General features: G+C 71.9%; 14 protein-coding genes. 5 read left to right on the top strand and 9 right to left on the bottom strand.

Annotated elements, in window-relative coordinates; translation table 11 throughout:
- Positions 1-7: 7 nt before the first annotated feature.
- From OG943_RS23995 to araD, 4 genes are all read right to left on the bottom strand, one after another.
- Complete coding sequence (locus OG943_RS23995) at positions 8-1309, bottom strand: GGDEF domain-containing protein (RefSeq protein ID WP_328603148.1); 1302 nt, start codon at positions 1307-1309, stop codon at positions 8-10.
- 166 nt (positions 1310-1475) lie between these two features.
- Positions 1476-2717 (bottom strand): MFS transporter, encoded by a 1242-nt coding sequence (locus OG943_RS23990; protein ID WP_328603147.1) that lies wholly within the window; start codon positions 2715-2717, stop codon positions 1476-1478.
- Positions 2718-3256: 539 nt separating this feature from the next.
- A complete protein-coding gene (locus OG943_RS23985) occupies positions 3257-5071 on the bottom strand; it encodes a VanW family protein (RefSeq protein WP_328603146.1) in 1815 nt (604 codons plus the stop codon).
- An 88-nt stretch (positions 5072-5159) separates the two neighbouring features.
- The gene (gene araD, locus OG943_RS23980) at positions 5160-6878 is read right to left on the bottom strand and encodes an L-arabinonate dehydratase (protein ID WP_328612140.1); all 1719 of its coding nucleotides are present in this window, start codon (positions 6876-6878) and stop codon (positions 5160-5162) included.
- A gap of 149 nt (positions 6879-7027) precedes the next feature.
- Between araD and OG943_RS23975 the strand changes: the two genes are divergently transcribed.
- Genes OG943_RS23975 through OG943_RS23965 form a run of 3 tightly spaced genes read left to right on the top strand, consistent with a single transcriptional unit; the run spans position 7028 to position 9214 of the window.
- Complete coding sequence (locus OG943_RS23975; protein WP_328603145.1) at positions 7028-7705, top strand: GntR family transcriptional regulator; 678 nt, start codon at positions 7028-7030, stop codon at positions 7703-7705.
- Positions 7706-7710: 5 nt separating this feature from the next.
- Entirely contained in the window at positions 7711-8214 is a 504-nt protein-coding gene (locus OG943_RS23970) for a metallophosphoesterase family protein (RefSeq protein ID WP_328612139.1), read from the top strand.
- 10 nt (positions 8215-8224) lie between these two features.
- A complete protein-coding gene (locus tag OG943_RS23965; RefSeq protein WP_328603144.1) occupies positions 8225-9214 on the top strand; it encodes a PHP domain-containing protein in 990 nt (329 codons plus the stop codon).
- Between the two features lie 52 nt (positions 9215-9266).
- On the opposite strand, the gene OG943_RS23960 is transcribed toward OG943_RS23965, so the two are convergent.
- The 4 genes from OG943_RS23960 to OG943_RS23945 form a co-directional block, all read right to left on the bottom strand.
- The gene (locus OG943_RS23960) at positions 9267-10187 is read right to left on the bottom strand and encodes a class I SAM-dependent methyltransferase (protein ID WP_328603143.1); all 921 of its coding nucleotides are present in this window, start codon (positions 10185-10187) and stop codon (positions 9267-9269) included.
- A complete protein-coding gene (locus OG943_RS23955) occupies positions 10184-10891 on the bottom strand; it encodes a L,D-transpeptidase family protein (protein ID WP_328603142.1) in 708 nt (235 codons plus the stop codon). Before OG943_RS23955 ends, OG943_RS23960 begins: the two co-directional genes overlap by 4 nt.
- Positions 10892-10973: 82 nt before the next feature.
- Entirely contained in the window at positions 10974-11828 is an 855-nt protein-coding gene (locus tag OG943_RS23950) for a chitosanase (protein WP_328603141.1), read from the bottom strand.
- 263 nt (positions 11829-12091) lie between these two features.
- On the bottom strand, positions 12092-12697 hold the full coding sequence (locus OG943_RS23945) for a TetR/AcrR family transcriptional regulator (protein WP_328603140.1): 606 nt from the start codon (positions 12695-12697) through the stop codon (positions 12092-12094).
- A 66-nt stretch (positions 12698-12763) separates the two neighbouring features.
- On the opposite strand from OG943_RS23945, the gene OG943_RS23940 reads away from it, so the two are divergent.
- A complete protein-coding gene (locus OG943_RS23940) occupies positions 12764-14230 on the top strand; it encodes a flavin-containing monooxygenase (RefSeq protein WP_328603139.1) in 1467 nt (488 codons plus the stop codon).
- Positions 14211-15065 carry an SDR family oxidoreductase gene (locus OG943_RS23935; protein WP_328603138.1) on the top strand — a complete coding sequence of 285 codons (855 nt, stop codon included), beginning with the start codon at positions 14211-14213 and terminating at the stop codon, positions 15063-15065. The genes OG943_RS23940 and OG943_RS23935 overlap by 20 nt, the downstream gene beginning before the upstream one ends.
- Here OG943_RS23935 and OG943_RS23930 read toward each other — a convergent pair.
- A complete protein-coding gene (locus tag OG943_RS23930) occupies positions 15031-16191 on the bottom strand; it encodes a saccharopine dehydrogenase family protein (protein WP_328603137.1) in 1161 nt (386 codons plus the stop codon). The genes OG943_RS23935 and OG943_RS23930 overlap by 35 nt on opposite strands.
- Positions 16192-16370 lie beyond the last annotated feature (179 nt).

The raw sequence follows: 16370 nt of genomic DNA, 5'->3' as shown, positions 1-16370 counted from the left end.
GTGCGGCTCATCCGGCGAGCTGATGCCCCGCCGTCCGGTTACGGCCTGCGTGTTTTGCCTCATATAGGGCGGTATCGGCGGCTTCGAGGAGGGCGTCGATGTCCGCCATCGCGGCCGGCGGGGCCGAGGCGAGGCCGATCGAGACGGTGATCGGCTCCGGCAGGTCGCCGGTCCGGTCGGCGATGTGGCCGCGGATACGCTCGGCGATGGCGTGCGCGTGGACGGGCGCCGTGCCGGGGAGCAGGATCACGAACTCCTCGCCGCCGAACCGGCCGGTGAGGTCGCCCGCGCGGACCTCGGTGCGCAGGGTGTCCGCGACGGCCAGCAGGTAGCGGTCGCCGACCAGGTGCCCGTGCCGGTCGTTGACCAGTTTGAACCGGTCCAGGTCCAGCATCAGCACGCTGGTCGTGCGCCCGGCCCTGGCGGCGCGCGCCAGCTCCTCGGTCGCGGCCGCGCGCCAGGCGGCGACGTTCAGCAGGCCCGTCTTCGCGTCGCTGCGGGCCTGGCGGCGCAGCTGGCGGATGAGCACGTTCCGGTGCAGCGCCAAGGTGATCCCGACGACCAGCAGCAGCGCGACCGGCCAGTCCGCCAGCGCCCACGCGAGCAGCACGCCCAGCCCGATCGTCGCGGCCTCGAGCCCGTACTCCGCCGGCGCGGCCAGCGCGTCGCGCACGCGCTCGTGCGGGGTGCCGAAGTAGACGGCCACCGTCATCAGCGCCGTGTTGGCCACCAGGAACACCAGGCCCGCCAGCACGATCGCGCCGAACTCCGCGACGTCCCGCGCCGCCGAGGCGAACGGGACCGTGGTCAGCAGGACCAGCACCGCCGCGGCGGCGTAGCCGGCCAGCACGGTGGCCGCGGCCGAGAACACGCGGCGGAACAGCGGCGTCGGCCGGCCGCGGAACCAGCGGTAGAGGAAGGAGGTCGTGATGACCAGCGCCGCCAGGGCCGGATGGAGCAGCAGCACCGCGGCGAACGTCCACACGGTGTCGAGGCTGATGTGCGGCGTTCCGGCGAACCGTTCGCGCATCTGCTCCACCGGCCGGGAGAGCTCGGTGTGCAGCAGGACGCAGCCGATCAAGGCCAACGCGGGGAACAGGTCCGCCCGGCCGGGCAGGTTAGCCCAACTGGTCCAGACCGCGCCGGTGAGCGCGGCCGCGTCGGCGACCAGAACGAAGGCGATCAGGCCTCGGTTCGGTAACCGCCATAGTGCCCAGCGGCCTGTTCCGGTGATCCTGACATGGTGAACTTCGTACGGACTGTCCTGGTCCGTCCGTGGGTTTCCGTCAAGAGGTGCGCCCCCGGCCACCAGAGCACCGTAGCTACCTGGATACTCGCTGTCACTCGGCTGTCCGGGTACGGATGGTGCCGGTTGATGCACCTTCAGTGATCGGCGACCGTGCCCGACCGGGAGAGGGGGTGGCGCACATGCGCGGGCAGAACTGGTGAAACGACGCGTGGGCCGCGGCTCCCGCTCAGCTCGTCACGCTGCGGTACGTCCGCCGCCAGGAGAGCGCGACCGGGACCGCGGTGACCACCCCGGCCGCCGCGATCACCGCGATGGTCACCGAGGGTGACCCCAGCCGGGCCACGACCACCCCGCCGGCGATCAGCCCGATCCCCTGGACGGCGATCAGCCCCGAGCCGGCGAGCCCGAACGCCTGGCCGCGCTCGGCGTCCGGGACCAGCCGCATGAACGTCGTGCTCGCCGTCACCTGGTAGGCGGCGCAGGCACCGGAGACGAGCAGCAGCACCACAGTCACGCCCAGGCCGGGCTTGAACGCGTACCCCAGCAACGGCACCACGGCGCCCGCCGCGAGCGGGCCGACCAGCCGCAGCCGCACCGCGTCCGGCACCCAGCGGCCGAGCGCGAAGACCCCGAGCACGATGCCCGCCGGGTGAGCCGCGAGCAGCAGTCCCGCCGTCGCCGCGCCGCCGCCGATCTCCGCCGCGTACGGCACGGCCAGCCCCTCCGGCACGATCACGAACCCCGCCAGCCACGCGAGCCCCACCAGCGCCCGCAGCCGCGGGTCCCGCCAGATCGTGCCGGCTCCGGCGGCGAGCCGGCGCAGCGTCGAAACGCGTTCCGCGCGTTCGTCGGCGGCGGGGCGGGAGCGCACCCCGAGCGCCAGCACCACGGCCGAGACGCCGAACGTCACCGCGTCGGCGGCCAGCCCCAGTCCCGGCCCGATCAGCGCGATGACCGCCCCGCCGACCGCGAACCCGGCGAGCTGGCCCACCTGGTTGGTGATCTTCAGCAGCGACTGGCCGAGCACGTACCGGGAGCCGTCGAGCACCGCCGGGACCACCGCCGCCTGCGCCGAGGAGAACGGCGCGTTCGCCAGTTGCACCACCACGAGCACCACCGCGAGCACGGGCAGCGGCAGGCCGGGGATCGCCAGCACCGCCACCAGGAGCGCGCGCAGCAGGTCCGCCGTGACCATCACGGCGCGGCGCGGGAAGCGGTCGGCCAGGCCGCCGAGCAGCGGGCCGCCGACGAGGTCCGGCAGGTAGGTGAGCGCGTAGGTCAGCGCCGGCCAGGCCGCCGACCCGGTCCGCTGGAACACCAGCACGGACAGCGCGACGCGGGCGAGCTGGTCGCCCAGCACGGACTGCAGCTCCGCCAGCCAGACCGCCCGGAACTCCCGCACGGCGAGGATGTCGCGGAACCGCGCGGTGCCGCCGTCGGTACCGGCGGTCTCGTCGGTGTCGTCCATCGACGTCCCCCCGATCGACGCCCGGCAGGACACAAAGAGTACCTGCTCCGGCGCGGAGCGTGAAGGTCTCCTTGCCGGCGTCCGGCGTCCGGCGTCCGGTGTCCGACGTCGGCAAGGCCTCCTTGCCCGCGTGGGACGCGGTGAAGGCCTCCTTGCCTACCCTTCACGACGTCCAGTGCCAAGGTCGGGAACTTGCGGTCGACGGTGTGGCCTGCCGCTGAGCGTGTCTTTCCCGTTCGAGCCCGTTTCGGTCCCGCGGGCAGGTGCTCGGGACTACAGCGGGTGGTGGTGATGCCCTGAAGGCCACCATGAGGGACGTGGATGCCCTCATGGTGGCCTTCAGGGCATCGCGAACTCCGTCAAATTGTCATGAATGGGACAAATGTTGCCCAACGTTGTCCGCAGTGGACAGTGAGGGTCGGCGGGTTCGGGGGCGCTCAACGTTCCTGGTAGTGGCGCGCGGGTAGGGAGGCCTTCACCGCGTGGGACGCGGGTAAGGAGGCCTTGACGGCCTCGCCGAACGGGCGGCGCCGGGAAACTCAGTCGCCGCAGGTGATCTTCGGCTGGGGGTTGTAGCGGACGGTCCGGGTGGAGCGGGAGACCTCGCGCCCGCTGGAGACGTCCTTCAGCACCCGCGTGTCCGTCGTGGTGAACCCCGGGGCGCCGTTGGAGGCGTGGCAGTTCTCGGCCGGCCCCGGTTTGGTCGGCGGGTCCGTCGGGTTCGACCGGCTGCCCGGCACCGATTCGACCGTGTACCGCTTGGTGCCCCACAGCTTCACCGTCAGCGAGGACGGCGACCAGATCGTCTGGATCGCGATGCCGGTGTCGGAGTCGTTGGTGAACTTCAGGTCGATCACGCTGGAGCCGTTGGGGTTCTGGAACACCGTGGCCTCGCGCGCGGGCGGGTAGCGGCTGATGTAGTAGCTGTGCTCGCGGTGCCCGGCGTCCTTCATGCCGCCGAAGTACGCCGCGTTGTACAGCGTCGTGGCGAACTGCGAGATGCCGCCGCCGACCTCGCGCGCCGGGGCGCCGTTCTCGATCACGCCCGCCTCGACGTAACCCTGGGCCTTCCCGCGCGGGCCGGTGAACCCGTTGAGGCTGAACGTCTCGCCCGGTTTCACGATGGCGCCGTTCACCTTCTGCGCCACCACTTTGATGTTGACGCCGGAGTCGGTGGCGAAGCCGCCGGTGGTGAACTCGCCGACGACCTCCTTCACGCCCAGCTGGTTCGCCTGCTCGGTGGTCACCTTCGCGGGGCTGTTCTTGTAGACGGCCTTCAGCTCACGCTGGTCCGCGCGCTTGAGCACGTCCGGCAGCGGCTTGAGGCTCGGCTCCCAGTCCACGGCCTTGCCGTCCACCGAGGGCTCGACGACGGGCTGTCCGCCGGAGAAGCCGACGGTGGCCTCCTTGCCCTCTTCCTCCGACGCCTTGAGCTGTGGCCCGGCGACGTCGGTGATCTTCTTCGGGTCGATCTTCGGTGTCAGCCCGCCGCCGTCGGCCGGCTCGAACGACAGCGCGGCGGCGATGTCCTTGGGCTGCAGCTTCGCGTCGGCGCCCTCGCCCTTGATCGTCACCGGCGCGGCCACCGCGGGCTTCGCGAACTGCTCGAGCGTGGTTCGCACGCCTTCCGCCGTGGTCCGCACGGGCGCCGGGACGACCGGCAGCGCCAGCTCCCGCCCGCTCGCCCACTCGGTGAGCACGGCCCGCTTGGCCGCCGCGACGTCGAGCTTCTGCCCGGCCTGCGGCGGTACGGCGACGGGGGTGGCGCCGTCGAAGCGCACGGTGCCTTCCACGGCGTCGCGGTCGACGCGGCCGCGCAGGTCTTCCAGCGCCGGGTCGAGCTTGTCCGCCTCGGCGTGCGAGACGACGCCGATCTCGCGGCCGGTGAAGAACGAGGACAGCCGGGTGAACGGGTTCAGCGGCTGGTCGCCGGCCTGGTCCAGGGTGGCCGACCAGTCCAGGCGCAGCCCCGCCAGCGTCGGCGACAGCGTGGAGCGGGCCTCGCCGGCGGTCACGGTGAGCGGCTGCGTGAGGCGCGGCTCGATCAGGCTGCGCAGCTCGCGCTCGGCCACCGGCCGGTCAAGGCCGCCGACGTCGACGCCCGCCACGGTGACCCCGCGCGGCACGCTGCCCTGGCTGGTCAGCAGGTCGATCAGGTACGCGACCAGCAGGACGCCGAACACCCCGCCGGCTACCCAGCCGGTCCGGCGCAGTCCGGGACGGCGCAGTCCGGAATCGTGCCGGGCCGCTTCCGGCTCGGGGACCGGGCCCGGTGGCACGTCGCCCGGCATCACCACGGGCAGGATCTCGGTCTGCTCGCCCTCGGAGCCCGGCCAACGCGGTTCGTACGGCAACTCTCCACCCTCTCCTGCTGTGTCCCGCACTACAGGGTACGGGCAAAGCTGGACATGGCGGACTAGTGCCCCTCAGGGAACAAACCGGTCAGCGTGGATCGGGCTCCGGGGTGGTGCCGGCCCGGGCGAGGAAGTCGAAGTCGCAGCCCTCGTCCGCCTGCGTGATGTGCTCGGAGTACAGCGCGCCGTAGCCCCGCTCGTAATGCGGCGGCGGGGCGGACCACTCCGCGCGGCGCCGCTCCAGCTCGGCGTTTTCGACCTCCAGCCGCAGGACGCGGCCCGGCACGTCGAGGGTGATCAGGTCACCGTCGCGGACCAGCGCGAGCGGGCCGCCGACGTGCGATTCCGGCGCCACGTGCAGCACGCACGCGCCGTAGCTGGTGCCGCTCATCCGGGCGTCGGAGATCCGCACCATGTCGCGCACGCCCTGGGCCAGCAGGTGGTCCGGGATCGGCAGCATGCCGTACTCCGGCATGCCGGGGCCGCCGAGCGGGCCGGAGCCGCGCAGCACCAGCACCGAGTCCGCGGTGATGCCGAGCGACGGGTCGTTGATCCGCCGCTTCAGGTCGCGGTAGTCGTTGAACACCACCGCGGGCCCGGTGTGGGTGAGCAGTGCCGGCGACGCCGCGATGTGCTTGATCACCGCGCCCGAGGGCGCCAGGTTCCCGCGCAGCACGGCGATGCCGCCCTCGGCCGCCAGCGGGTTGTCCCGGGGCCGGATCACGTCGTCGTTGTGCACGCGCGCCTCGGCCAGCGTCTCGCCGAGCGTCTGCCCGGTGACCGTGACGCGGTCGGTGTGCAGGAGGTCGGTCAGCCGCGACAGCAGGCCGGGCAGGCCGCCGGCGTAGTAGAAGTCCTCCATCAGCCAGTCGCCGCCGGGGCGGATGTTGGCCAGCACCGGGACGCGCCGGGCGAGGGCGTCGAAATCGGCGGGCGTCAGGCCGATCCCGCTGCGCCCGGCCATCGCGATCAGGTGGATCAGCGCGTTCGTCGAGCCGCCGAGCGCGAGCACGGTGGTGATCGCGTCGGCGTACGCGCGCCGGTCGAGGATCTTCGTGATGGTCAGGTCCTCCCACACCTGGCCGACGATCCGCGCGCCGCTCGCCGCGGCCATCCGGTGGTGGGCGGAGTCGACGGCGGGGATCGACGCCGCGCCCGGCAGGGTCAGGCCCAGCACCTCGGCGGCCGAGGTCATGGTGGACGCCGTGCCCATCGTCATGCAGTGGCCGGGGGAGCGGGCGAGGCCGCGCTCCAGCTCGGACAGCTCCGCGTCGCCGATCAGCCCGGCACGCCGTTCGTCCCAGTACTTCCACATGTCGGTGCCGCTGCCGAGGGTCTGGTCGCGCCAGTGCCCGCGCAGCATCGGCCCGGCGGGCACGAAGATCGCGGGCAGCCCGGCGCTGGCCGCGCCCATCAGCAGGGCCGGGGTGGTCTTGTCGCAGCCGCCCATCAGCACCGCGCCGTCGACCGGGTAGGACCGCAGGATCTCCTCGGTCTCCATCGCCAGCAGGTTGCGGTAGAGCATCGGCGTGGGCTTCTGGTAGGTCTCCGAGAGCGTCGCCACAGGGAACTCCAGCGGGAAGCCGCCCGCCTGCCAGACGCCGCGCTTCACCTGCTCGGCGCGTTCCCGCAGGTGCATGTGGCACGGGTTGATGTCGCTCCAGGTGTTGAGGATCGCGATCACCGGCTTGCCGAGGTGCTCTTCCGGGAGATAACCCAGCTGACGGGCCCGCGCCCGGTGGCTGAAGCTGCGCAGCTCGTCGCCGCCGAACCACCGGTGGCTGCGGAGTTCCTCGGGTTTCCTGATGGCCACGATCGTTCCCACCTCGCCTTTCCTCGTCTCGCCGAGTATGGCATCTGATATATGATCATCCTCGCCGAGCGCGCCGCGGGCCCCGGCGCCGGGCGCCTGGTTAAGTTGAACAGCACAGATCTCGCGAGAGCCTGGAGCGCCCGATGCCACCGACGTTCAGCCTGCCCGCCTCCCGCACCGAAGTGGTGCTGGAGGAGATCCGGCGTGGCATCCTCACCCGGGAGCTGCGGCCGGGGCAGCCGCTGGTCGAGGCCGAGCTGGCCCAGCGGCTGGGCGTGTCGAAGACGCCGGTGCGCGAGGCGCTGAAGGTGCTGTCGAACTCGGGACTGGTGACGTTCAGCCCGTACAAGGGCGCTTCGGTGTGTGTGGTCGACGCGGCGCTGGCGCGATCGGTCTACGACGTGCGGATGGTGCTCGAGCCCGAGGCCGTCCGGCGCTCGGTGGAACGGCGGGACCCCGCGCTGTTCGAGGACGCCGCGGAGGCGCTGAAAGAGGCCTCGGCCGCGCTCGCCGACAAGGACCACGCCGCGCTGAGCCTGCTGAACCGGCGGTTCCACCAGGCGTTGTACCGCGGCTGCGGCAACCCGCTGCTGGTGTCCATCCTGGACGACCTCAAGGACCGGGCCGCGCTGATCACCGTCGTCGGCTGGGACGCGCACCCGAGCTGGCGCAAGGAGTGGGCGGAGCACAAGGCCGTGCTGAACGCCGCGAAAAAGGGCGACGCCGGGGGTGCGGAAGACTTGCTGCGCAAGCACATCGGCTCGTTCCTCGAGCGGGTGCTCGACGCGATCGGGCCAGAGACCGGGCCAGAGGAGGCGTGACCGGAGTGCGGCTGCTGCTCGTGGCGGACACCCATCTGCCGAAACGGGCGAAGGAGCTGCCCAGCGAGCTCTGGGACGAGGTGGCGCACGCCGACGTCGTCGTGCACGCCGGCGACTGGGTCGACCTGGACGCGTTCGACCAGCTCGCCGTGGAGAGCAAGCGGCTGGTCGGCGTCTACGGCAACAACGACGGCCCGGAGCTGCGGGAGTGGCTGCCCGAGGTGGCGCGGGTGAACCTCGGCGGCGTCCGGCTGGCCGTGGTGCACGAGACCGGCGACGCCAAGGGCCGCGAGCAGCGCTGCGACGCGCTGTACCCGGAAACCGACGTGCTCGTGTTCGGCCACAGCCACATCCCGTGGGACTCGGTGACACCCGGCGGCCTGCGGCTGCTCAACCCGGGCTCGCCCACGGACCGGCGGCGCCAGCCGTCCTGCACCTACCAGACCGCCGAGATCCGCGGCGGCGAACTGGTGGACGTCGAGCTGCACGAGCTGCCCCGGCGGGGGTAGAACAGGACGCATGGATCCGGCCCGGGCATTACGCGACATCGCGTTCCAGCTGGAGCGCGCGGGTGAGCCGACCTACCGCGTCCGCGCCTTCCGGCAGGCCGCGGGGGTCGTCGACCGGCTGCCGGCCGACGAGCTGGAGAGCCGCGTCCGGTCCGGCACCCTGCAGGCGCTCAAGGGCATCGGCAAGGCGACCGCCGGCGTGATCGAGGACGCCTGGATGGGCCGCGTCCCGGCGTACGCGGCGAAGGTCAGCGAAGCGGACTTGCCGGACGGCGGCGCGCTGCGGGCCGCTCTCCGCGGCGACTGCCACACCCACTCCGACTGGTCCGACGGCGGCAGCCCGATCCTGGAGATGGCGGAAGCGGGCCGCGAGCTGGGCCACGAATGGATGGTCCTGACCGACCATTCGCCGCGGCTCACCGTCGCCCACGGTCTTTCCGCCGAGCGGCTGCGCAGCCAGATGGACGAGGTGGCGCGCGTGAACGAGGCGCTGGCGCCGTTCCGGCTGCTGCACGGCATCGAGGTCGACATCCTGCTCGACGGCGGCCTGGACCAGACCGAGGCGCTGCTGTCCCGGCTGGACTTCGTGGTGGCGAGCGTCCACTCGAAACTGCGCATGCCGTCCCGCGAGATGACCCCGCGCCTGCTGGACGCGGTGGCGAACCCGCACGTCCGCGTCCTCGGGCACTGCACGGGCCGCCTCGTCCGTGGCCAAGGGCGCCCGGAGTCGGCCTTCGACGCGGAGAAGGTCTTCACCGCGTGCCGCGAGCACGGCGTCGCCGTCGAGATCAACTCACGCCCGGAACGCCTCGACCCGCCCATGCGGCTGCTGCGCCTGGCCGCGGAGCTGGGCTGCGACTTCGCCATCGACAGCGACGCGCACGCCCCCGGCCAGCTGGACTGGCAGGTCTACGGCTGCGTCCGGGCGGAGAAGGCGGGCCTGGACGCGGACCGGATCATCAACACCCGCACGGCGGAGGACCTGCTCGCCGGGGCGTGAATGTCCCGATCACGCAGGGGCCGCTTCAACGAGGCCGCCGGGGCGTTAGCAGCTACTTCGTGGTCTTGCCGAGGACGCCGCTGACGTAGCGCACGCCGCCCATGCTCAGTTCGTCGTCCTTGAGCGGCGGAAGGTTGTTGGCAGTCAACAGGTCCTGGGTGCTGAACGCGTTCAACGCCCAGCCGAGGCCGGTCAGGTAGGGAGCCGCTTCGTTGCGCTCACCGAAATAGCGCAGCTTCACCATGTCGGGCGCGTAACCGTGCTTACGCCAGCTGTCGGAGATGCGGTTCAGGCCTTCCTTCGTCTTGTTCTCGTCGCCCGGCTTCGGGTTGGGCCGGTTTTCGGTGGCCACCCGGCTGCCCGGCGCGCTGAGTTCGGTGACGGTGTCCAGCAGCCGGTCCTGCGCCTCGGGCGGCAGGTAGCCCAGCAGGCCTTCGGCGCTCCACGCGGTCGGCCGGGCCGGGTCGAATCCGGCGGTGCGCAGTGCGGCCGGCCAATCGTCGCGCAGGTCGACCGCGGCCACCCGGCGGTCGGCGGTGGGCGCGGCGCCCAGCTCGGCCAGTGTGCGGGTCTTGAATTCGATGACCTGCGGCTGGTCGAGCTCGTACACCACGGTCCCGGCCGGCCAGGGCAGCCGGTACGTGCGGGAATCCAGCCCCGAAGCCAGGATCACGGCCTGCGTGACGCCGGCCTTCGCCGCGTCGAGGAAGAACTCGTCGTAGAACTTGGTGCGGATCTTGGCCACGTCGATCGAGACCGGCCCGACCAGGTCGCCGGGGTCCATTTCACCGCTCGCCAGCCGGGTGAGGAGGTCGACGCCGACCGCCCGGACCAGCGGTTCGGCGAACGGGTCGTTGATGAGCGAAGGATCCGCGCGGGTCGCGATCGCCCGGACCGCCGCGGCCATGGTGGCGGTCGCGCCGACGCTGGAGGCCAGGTCCCAGCTGTCGCCGTCGTGCCTGGTGGAAGTCATGCGCTGCCCCGATTTTCGGTGGATTCGAGCCCGATGGCGATCACCGGCCGGGCCGCCGGGTCCAGCCACCGCATCACGGCGTCCAGGTCCGTCCCGGCCAGCGAGACGCAGCCGGCCGTGGGCCTGCCCGCGGACACGTGCAGGAAAAACGCCGACCCGGCGCCGGGGACCACCGGGTTCCGGTTGTAGTCGATCACTGTCGCGTGATCGTAGACCGGGCCGGCCTCGCCGAGGTCCTCGCCGGCCGACTCGTCGAACGGGCAGGTGCCCGGGGCGCAGGAGTGGTGCTGGTTGTAGAACGGCGACCGCACGTCGGAGACCCACCAGTCCGAGCGGCCGACCTGCCGGTACGGGAGCCGGGTCCCGTTGCTGGGCTGGATCCCGAAGGCCTCGGTCAACGTGAACACCCCGGCGGGCGTGTGCGAGGTCGACTCGCTGGCCCGCCCGATCCCGTCCGCGCCCACGAACGCCGGGTACGGCCCGAGCGCCCGCACCCACCGGTTGCCGGACTTCTGCCACGCCGTCAGCACCGCCGTGGTCGCCGAAGGGGAAGCGCCCACCACAGTCACCAGCTGCCGGGCCGATCCGGTGTAAGCCAGCGGCAGGCGTTCGGGGGTGCTGGCCGGTGCGGCGTCGGAAAGCCCGTCCGCGCCGAAGATCGCGGCCGCCGCGGCACAGAGCAGCACCACCAGAAGTCGCCTCATACCCGGCGATCTTAGGGGTGACGGCCGAACGCGGAAGGCCCGAGCGGAGTAATCCCGGGCCTTCCGCGGTGCGGGGGCGGTCTCAGCTGATCTCGTAAGGGTCGCCGTAGACCTGCCACTTCAGCGGCGTGTGCAGGTCGAGGTTGCCGTCGTTGAGGAACACCAGCTGCTCGGTGTCGACGCGCGAAGTGTCCGCGTGCGCCTCCTCCTGCTTCATGATCACCTTGCGGGCGTCGAGGAACGCCTTGAGGTAGGTGGTCTCGTCGCCGCCCTGTGAAGGCGGCTTCGCTTTTTGGATGGCGGAATTACGGATACCGCCGAAGCTGTCGGAGCTGTCGCCGGGGCCGTGCATCACGATGGCGTCGTAGTAGATGAACTGGCCGAGCACGCCGAGGCCGTCGGACTTCCCCTGGTTCACGGCCGGGTCGAAGTACACGCGGTCGCGCTCGCTGTCCTGCGCGGCCTGGAACTCCGAGGTCTCCGCGGCCGCCTTCCAGGCGCTCTCGAACGCCGAGCCGAGGCCGTCGTGCGAGTCGGAGCCGTTCACCTTCTCCAGCGCGGGCAAGTACTTCGCGAGCGGGTTGTCCGGCACGGACTGGGTGTAGGCCTGCACCAGCTCCAGCATGTCGCCGGTGCCGGAGCAGAAGCCGATGATGCCGGCGGTGTAGCCGCGGCCGTCACCGATGTCCTCGATGTAGGAGTACTGCGCCTTCCAGTCGAGCGAGGAGTTCTCCGCGCTCGACACCAGCTCCATCGCGATTTCCTTCTTCTCCGGCGAAGAGAGGTCACCGTCGGAGGCGAGGATCGACGCACTGGAGACGAGCGCGGGCGGCGCCGCGGGGGCGGCCGAGGACAGGGCGGGGGTGGCGATCGCGACAGCGAGGACCGAGGCCACCGACAGACCGGTGACGAGGACAGGCCGCATCGTCTTGCGCATGGGCTGAGGATCCCTTTCCGCAGGGTGAGCACACGTGGACATGACGGCCGAAGCCTCGAATTCCCTGGCAGGGCCGGGGAAACGGTGCTTCGGGTGCTGCTGCGGCGTAGCGCCACGATAACCAAGGGTGACTCACACGGCAAGGGGTAAACCGGTCGTTCGAGGACGACTGTGCCGGTGGATACCGAACCGACCGGAAGCAAGCAGATCGCGGCGGTGTCGCCCCTCCCGGTCGGCTTGCTTCCGGTTCTTTTCGGTATGCGCTAGTCCTTTGTGGACGTCCCGCCGCCCGCGAACAGCCGGATGACGTCCGGCAGCACGTGCACCGGGATCGTCGGGTCGATCGCGCGCTGCACGCCGAGGCCGATCCCCAGGCTGAGCAGCGCCGTCGCCGCGTCGGCGGCCGGCATCGGCAGCGTGATGCCGAACCGCTCGGCGTAGCCGGCGAGCAGGCCGGCGATGGTGTCGCGGATGGCCTTGTCGCGGCTCGCCAGCTCCGCGCGCACGTGCGGGTCGCGGCGGGCGTTGGTGGCGAACTCGACCTCCAGTGCCGTCCACGCCTCGTCGCCGATGCTGCGCTCCGCCCAGGCCTGGAACGCCGTGAGCAGGCCTTCCATCCCCTCGGCGCCGGCCAGCGCGCTCGCGACGAGGTTCACCTGCTCGTCGTGGATCCGGTCGAGCACGGCCAGGCACAGCTCGTCCTTGCCGCGGAAGTTCGAGTAGACGGCGCCCTTGGAGTACCCGGCCTCGTCGGCGACCTTCTCCAGCGAGGTCACCGAGTACCCGTCGCGCAGGAACAGCTCCTTGGCGGTGTCGACGAGCTGCTCGCGGGTACGCGCCTGGCTTTCCGCGCGGGTGAGTCGGGCCATGGGAGCACTCTAATCGTCCGCCGGATCGGGGTACCGTCAGTATTGAGATACTGCTAGTCTCCGAAAATGCGCGACTACGAAGTGCTCGTCATCGGTGCCGGGGCTTCCGGGCTGGGCGCGGCGATCCGGCTGACGCAGGCGGGCGTCGAAAGCCTTGCCGTGCTGGAGAAGGCGGACAGCCTGGGCGGCACCTGGCGCGACAACACCTATCCCGGCTGCGCCTGCGACGTCCCGTCCGCGCTGTACTCCTACTCGTTCGCGCCGAATCCCGAGTGGAGCCGCGCGTTCGCGGGCCAGGACGAGATCCGCGCGTACCTGCGGGACACCGCCGGGCGCTTCGGCGTGACCGGCCGCATCCGGTTCGGCGTCGAGGTGACCCGCGCGCAGTGGACCGGCGCGCGCTGGGAGCTGGAGACCTCCGACGGCCGCTACACCGCGCGGATCCTGGTGGCCGGCACCGGCCCGTGGCACGAGCCGCGGATCCCGGACCTGCCGGGGCTCGGCGCGTTCCCGGGCGAGGTCTTCCACTCCGCCCGCTGGAACCACGACTACGAACTGGCGGGCAAGCGTGTCGCCGTGATCGGCACCGGCGCGTCGGCCGTGCAGTTCGTGCCCGAGATCGCGCCGGAGGTCGCGCGGCTGCACCTGTTCCAGCGCACCGCGCAGTGGGTGCTGCCGAAGCCCGACCACGCCGTGCCGGGCCTGGAACGCCTGCTGCTGCGGCAGTTCCCGGCGCTGCGGCGGGCGCTGCGCTCGGCCGAGTACGGGCTGATGGAGACACTCGGCTACGGCTTCCGGCACCCGTGGCTGCTGCGGCAGGTGCAGCGGATCGGGCTCGCGCACCTGCGGCTGACCGTGCGGGACCCCGAACTGCGCCAGGCCTTGACGCCGGACTACACACTGGGCTGCAAGCGGCTGCTGATGTCCAACAACTACTACCGGGCGCTCACCCGGTCCACTGTGGACGTACACCCGACGGCCGTGCGCGCGGTGGAGGGTTCGCGCGTCATCGGTGCCGACGGCTCGTCCGCCGAGGCCGACGCCATCATCTTCGGCACCGGCTTCCACATCCTCGACATGCCCGTGTCCGCCCGCGTTTTCGACGCCGACGGCCGGAGCCTGGACGACCACTGGCAGGGCAGCCCGCAGGCTTACCGCGGCACGTCGGTGGCCGGCTTCCCGAACCTGTACCTGCTGCTCGGGCCCAGCCTCGGCACCGGCCACACCTCGGCGTTCATGATCATGGAGGCGCAGCTGCGGCACGTCGTCGCGGCGGTCCTGCGCACTGGCTCGGGGAGCCTCGAGGTGCGGCGCGAGGCGCAGGACCGCTTCAACGCCGAGGTGCAGGCCGCGCTGCCGGGCACCGTGTACCAGTCGGGCGGCTGCTCGAGTTACTACACGGATGTCAACGGGCGCAACAGCTTCAGCTGGCCGTTCTCCACTGGGCGGCTGCGCGGGCAGGTCGGCGCGTTCAGTGAGTCCGACTACCTGGTGTCCGAAGAGGAGTCCGCCGATGCGTTATCCCACCCTTGACCTGAGCCGCTGCGTCGTCGCCGTGACCGGTGGCGGCCGTGGCATCGGCCTTGCGACGGCCGCGGAGTTCGCCAGCGCCGGCGCCACGGTGTGCGTCGGCGACCTGGACACCGCCGTCGCGGAGGAAGCGGCAGCGGCGTTCGGTGGCCGGGCCTACCCGCTGGACGTGCGCGAGCGGGACTCGTTCGCCGCTTTCGTCGACGCGGTCACCGAGGAATTCGGCCGCGTCGACGTGCTGGTGAACAACGCCGGGGTGATGCCGCTGGGCGACTTCCTGGAGGAGCCGGACGAACTGGGCCGCACCACTTTCGACGTCAACGTCTGGGGCCCGGTGCTCGGCCTGCGGCTGGTGCTGCCGGGCATGATCGCGCGCGGCCGCGGGAACGTCGCGTCGATGGCCGGCAAGATCCCGTTGCCCGGCATGGCGGTGTACAACGCGAGCAAGTTCGCCGCCGTGGGCCTCACGGCCGCGGTCCGCCGGGAGTACGCGTCCACCGGTGTCAGCGTGAGCGCGGTCCTGCCGAGCGCCGTCCGGACCGGGCTGTCCTCCGGTGTGCCGCTCGGCCGGGGAATGCCCACAGTGGACCCCGAGGACGTCGCGCGGGCCGTGGTCGGCAGCTGCCGCACCCGGCGCGCGGAGATCCCGGTGCCGCGCTACGTCGGCGGCTGGGACCTGCTGGCCGCGCTCACCCCGGAGCCGCTGATGGCGCTCGCGCGCACTTTGATCGGCGACGACCGGGCGCTGACCTCACTCGACCCCGAGGCCCGATCCGCTTACACGACCAGGGTCGCCTCGCAGGTCAGAGTGTCCGGAAGGTCATCCCGGCGCGGCTGAGCCGTCCGATCAGCGCGTCGCCCATCGCGGTGGCCGTGGTGACCTGGCCCGCGGTCTCCGGCAGCTCGTCGAAGGCGAGGCAGAGCGCGGATTCGCCGAGCATCTTCGCCGTCTCGTCGTAGCCGGGGTCGCCGCCGGAGACCTCCGTGGTCACGTGCTCGCCGCCGCCGTTGCCCTCGAAGCGCACGGAGAACCACGACCGCGCGCGGCGTTCCGGGCTCGGGCCCTGCCCGGGGGCGAGCAGCCGCGAGAGCGCCCGTCGGGCCGGCGGCACCTGCGAGGCCGCGAGGAGTGCGCCCATCCCCACGGCACCCGCGGCGACCGAGGGCAGGTGCGCGAACGCCGCGAAGTGCCGGTAGCGGAAGTCGGGGCCGTACCGCTCGGACGCGCGGGCGGAGTGCCCGACGATCTGCGGGTCGATCGTGGTCAGCGGCACGGCCCAGTGCCGGGTTCCGGGGGCGCGGTGCGGGGTGCCCGCCGGCGTGCGCACGGTGCGGCCTGCGTTCGCGGGTTCGGCCGCGGCACGTTCGCGGGCCGCGCGCGTCATCTGCGGGTAGCGCGCGAACGACGTCATCGCCGTGAGGAGGGTGCCGCCGGAGGGCCTCGCGCCCACGCGCACGTAGCCGTCCACCTGGAGAGGGACGCCTTCGGGCAACTGCTGGACGGTGTAGTGGGCGCCGAGGTCGTGCGGGATCGAGTCGAAGCCGCAGCAGTGGACCAGCCGCGCGCCGGTCTCGGCGGCCTTCGCGTGGTAGGCGACGTACATCCGGTCGACGAACTCGGGCTCACCGGTCAGGTCGACGTAGTCGGTGCCCTCGGCCGCGCACGCGGCGACCAGCGGCTCGCCGTATTCCAGGTACGGGCCGACCGTGGTGATCACGACCTTCGCGGACGCGGCGACGGCCCGCAGCGAGGCCTCGTCCGTGACGTCCGCCGTCAGCAGCGGCAGGTCGCCGAGGCGGTCGTCGATCTCCGCGAGCCGGGTGCGCAACGCGTCCAGCTTGCCGGGGTTGCGGCCCGCCAGCGCCCAGCGGCAGCCGGGCGGGGCCGAGCGCGCGAGGTGTTCCGCCGTCAGTGCGCCGGTGAAGCCCGTGGCGCCGAACAGGACCACGTCGTAGTCGGCCATCGGTGTGCCTCCCGGTAGGTGGGTCGGGCTGATGCTACCGCCCGGCCGCCTCCCCGCACGTGACCGATCTCTCGCCGGACGCGTCCACAATGGACGTTAAAGAGATGGTAAAGTGGCGGCACGATGACTGCTGCCGTCGCCTCCGCGCCACGGCACCGGTCCATCCTCTTACTACTGCT

This window comes from Amycolatopsis sp. NBC_00345 (assembly GCF_036116635.1).
Lineage (GTDB): Bacteria > Actinomycetota > Actinomycetes > Mycobacteriales > Pseudonocardiaceae > Amycolatopsis.
This window is presented reverse-complemented; position numbering and strand designations above follow the sequence as displayed.

Coding starts and splice junctions, on each gene's coding strand:
- OG943_RS23975 (WP_328603145.1), top strand. CDS start 7,028: ATGCCACCGACGTTCAGCCTGCCCGCCTCCCGCACCGAAGTGGTGCTG.
- OG943_RS23930 (WP_328603137.1), bottom strand. CDS start 16,191: ATGGCCGACTACGACGTGGTCCTGTTCGGCGCCACGGGCTTCACCGGC.
- OG943_RS23950 (WP_328603141.1), bottom strand. CDS start 11,828: ATGCGCAAGACGATGCGGCCTGTCCTCGTCACCGGTCTGTCGGTGGCC.
- OG943_RS23935 (WP_328603138.1), top strand. CDS start 14,211: ATGCGTTATCCCACCCTTGACCTGAGCCGCTGCGTCGTCGCCGTGACC.
- OG943_RS23945 (WP_328603140.1), bottom strand. CDS start 12,697: ATGGCCCGACTCACCCGCGCGGAAAGCCAGGCGCGTACCCGCGAGCAG.
- OG943_RS23990 (WP_328603147.1), bottom strand. CDS start 2,717: ATGGACGACACCGACGAGACCGCCGGTACCGACGGCGGCACCGCGCGG.
- OG943_RS23960 (WP_328603143.1), bottom strand. CDS start 10,187: ATGACTTCCACCAGGCACGACGGCGACAGCTGGGACCTGGCCTCCAGC.
- OG943_RS23965 (WP_328603144.1), top strand. CDS start 8,225: ATGGATCCGGCCCGGGCATTACGCGACATCGCGTTCCAGCTGGAGCGC.
- OG943_RS23940 (WP_328603139.1), top strand. CDS start 12,764: ATGCGCGACTACGAAGTGCTCGTCATCGGTGCCGGGGCTTCCGGGCTG.
- OG943_RS23955 (WP_328603142.1), bottom strand. CDS start 10,891: ATGAGGCGACTTCTGGTGGTGCTGCTCTGTGCCGCGGCGGCCGCGATC.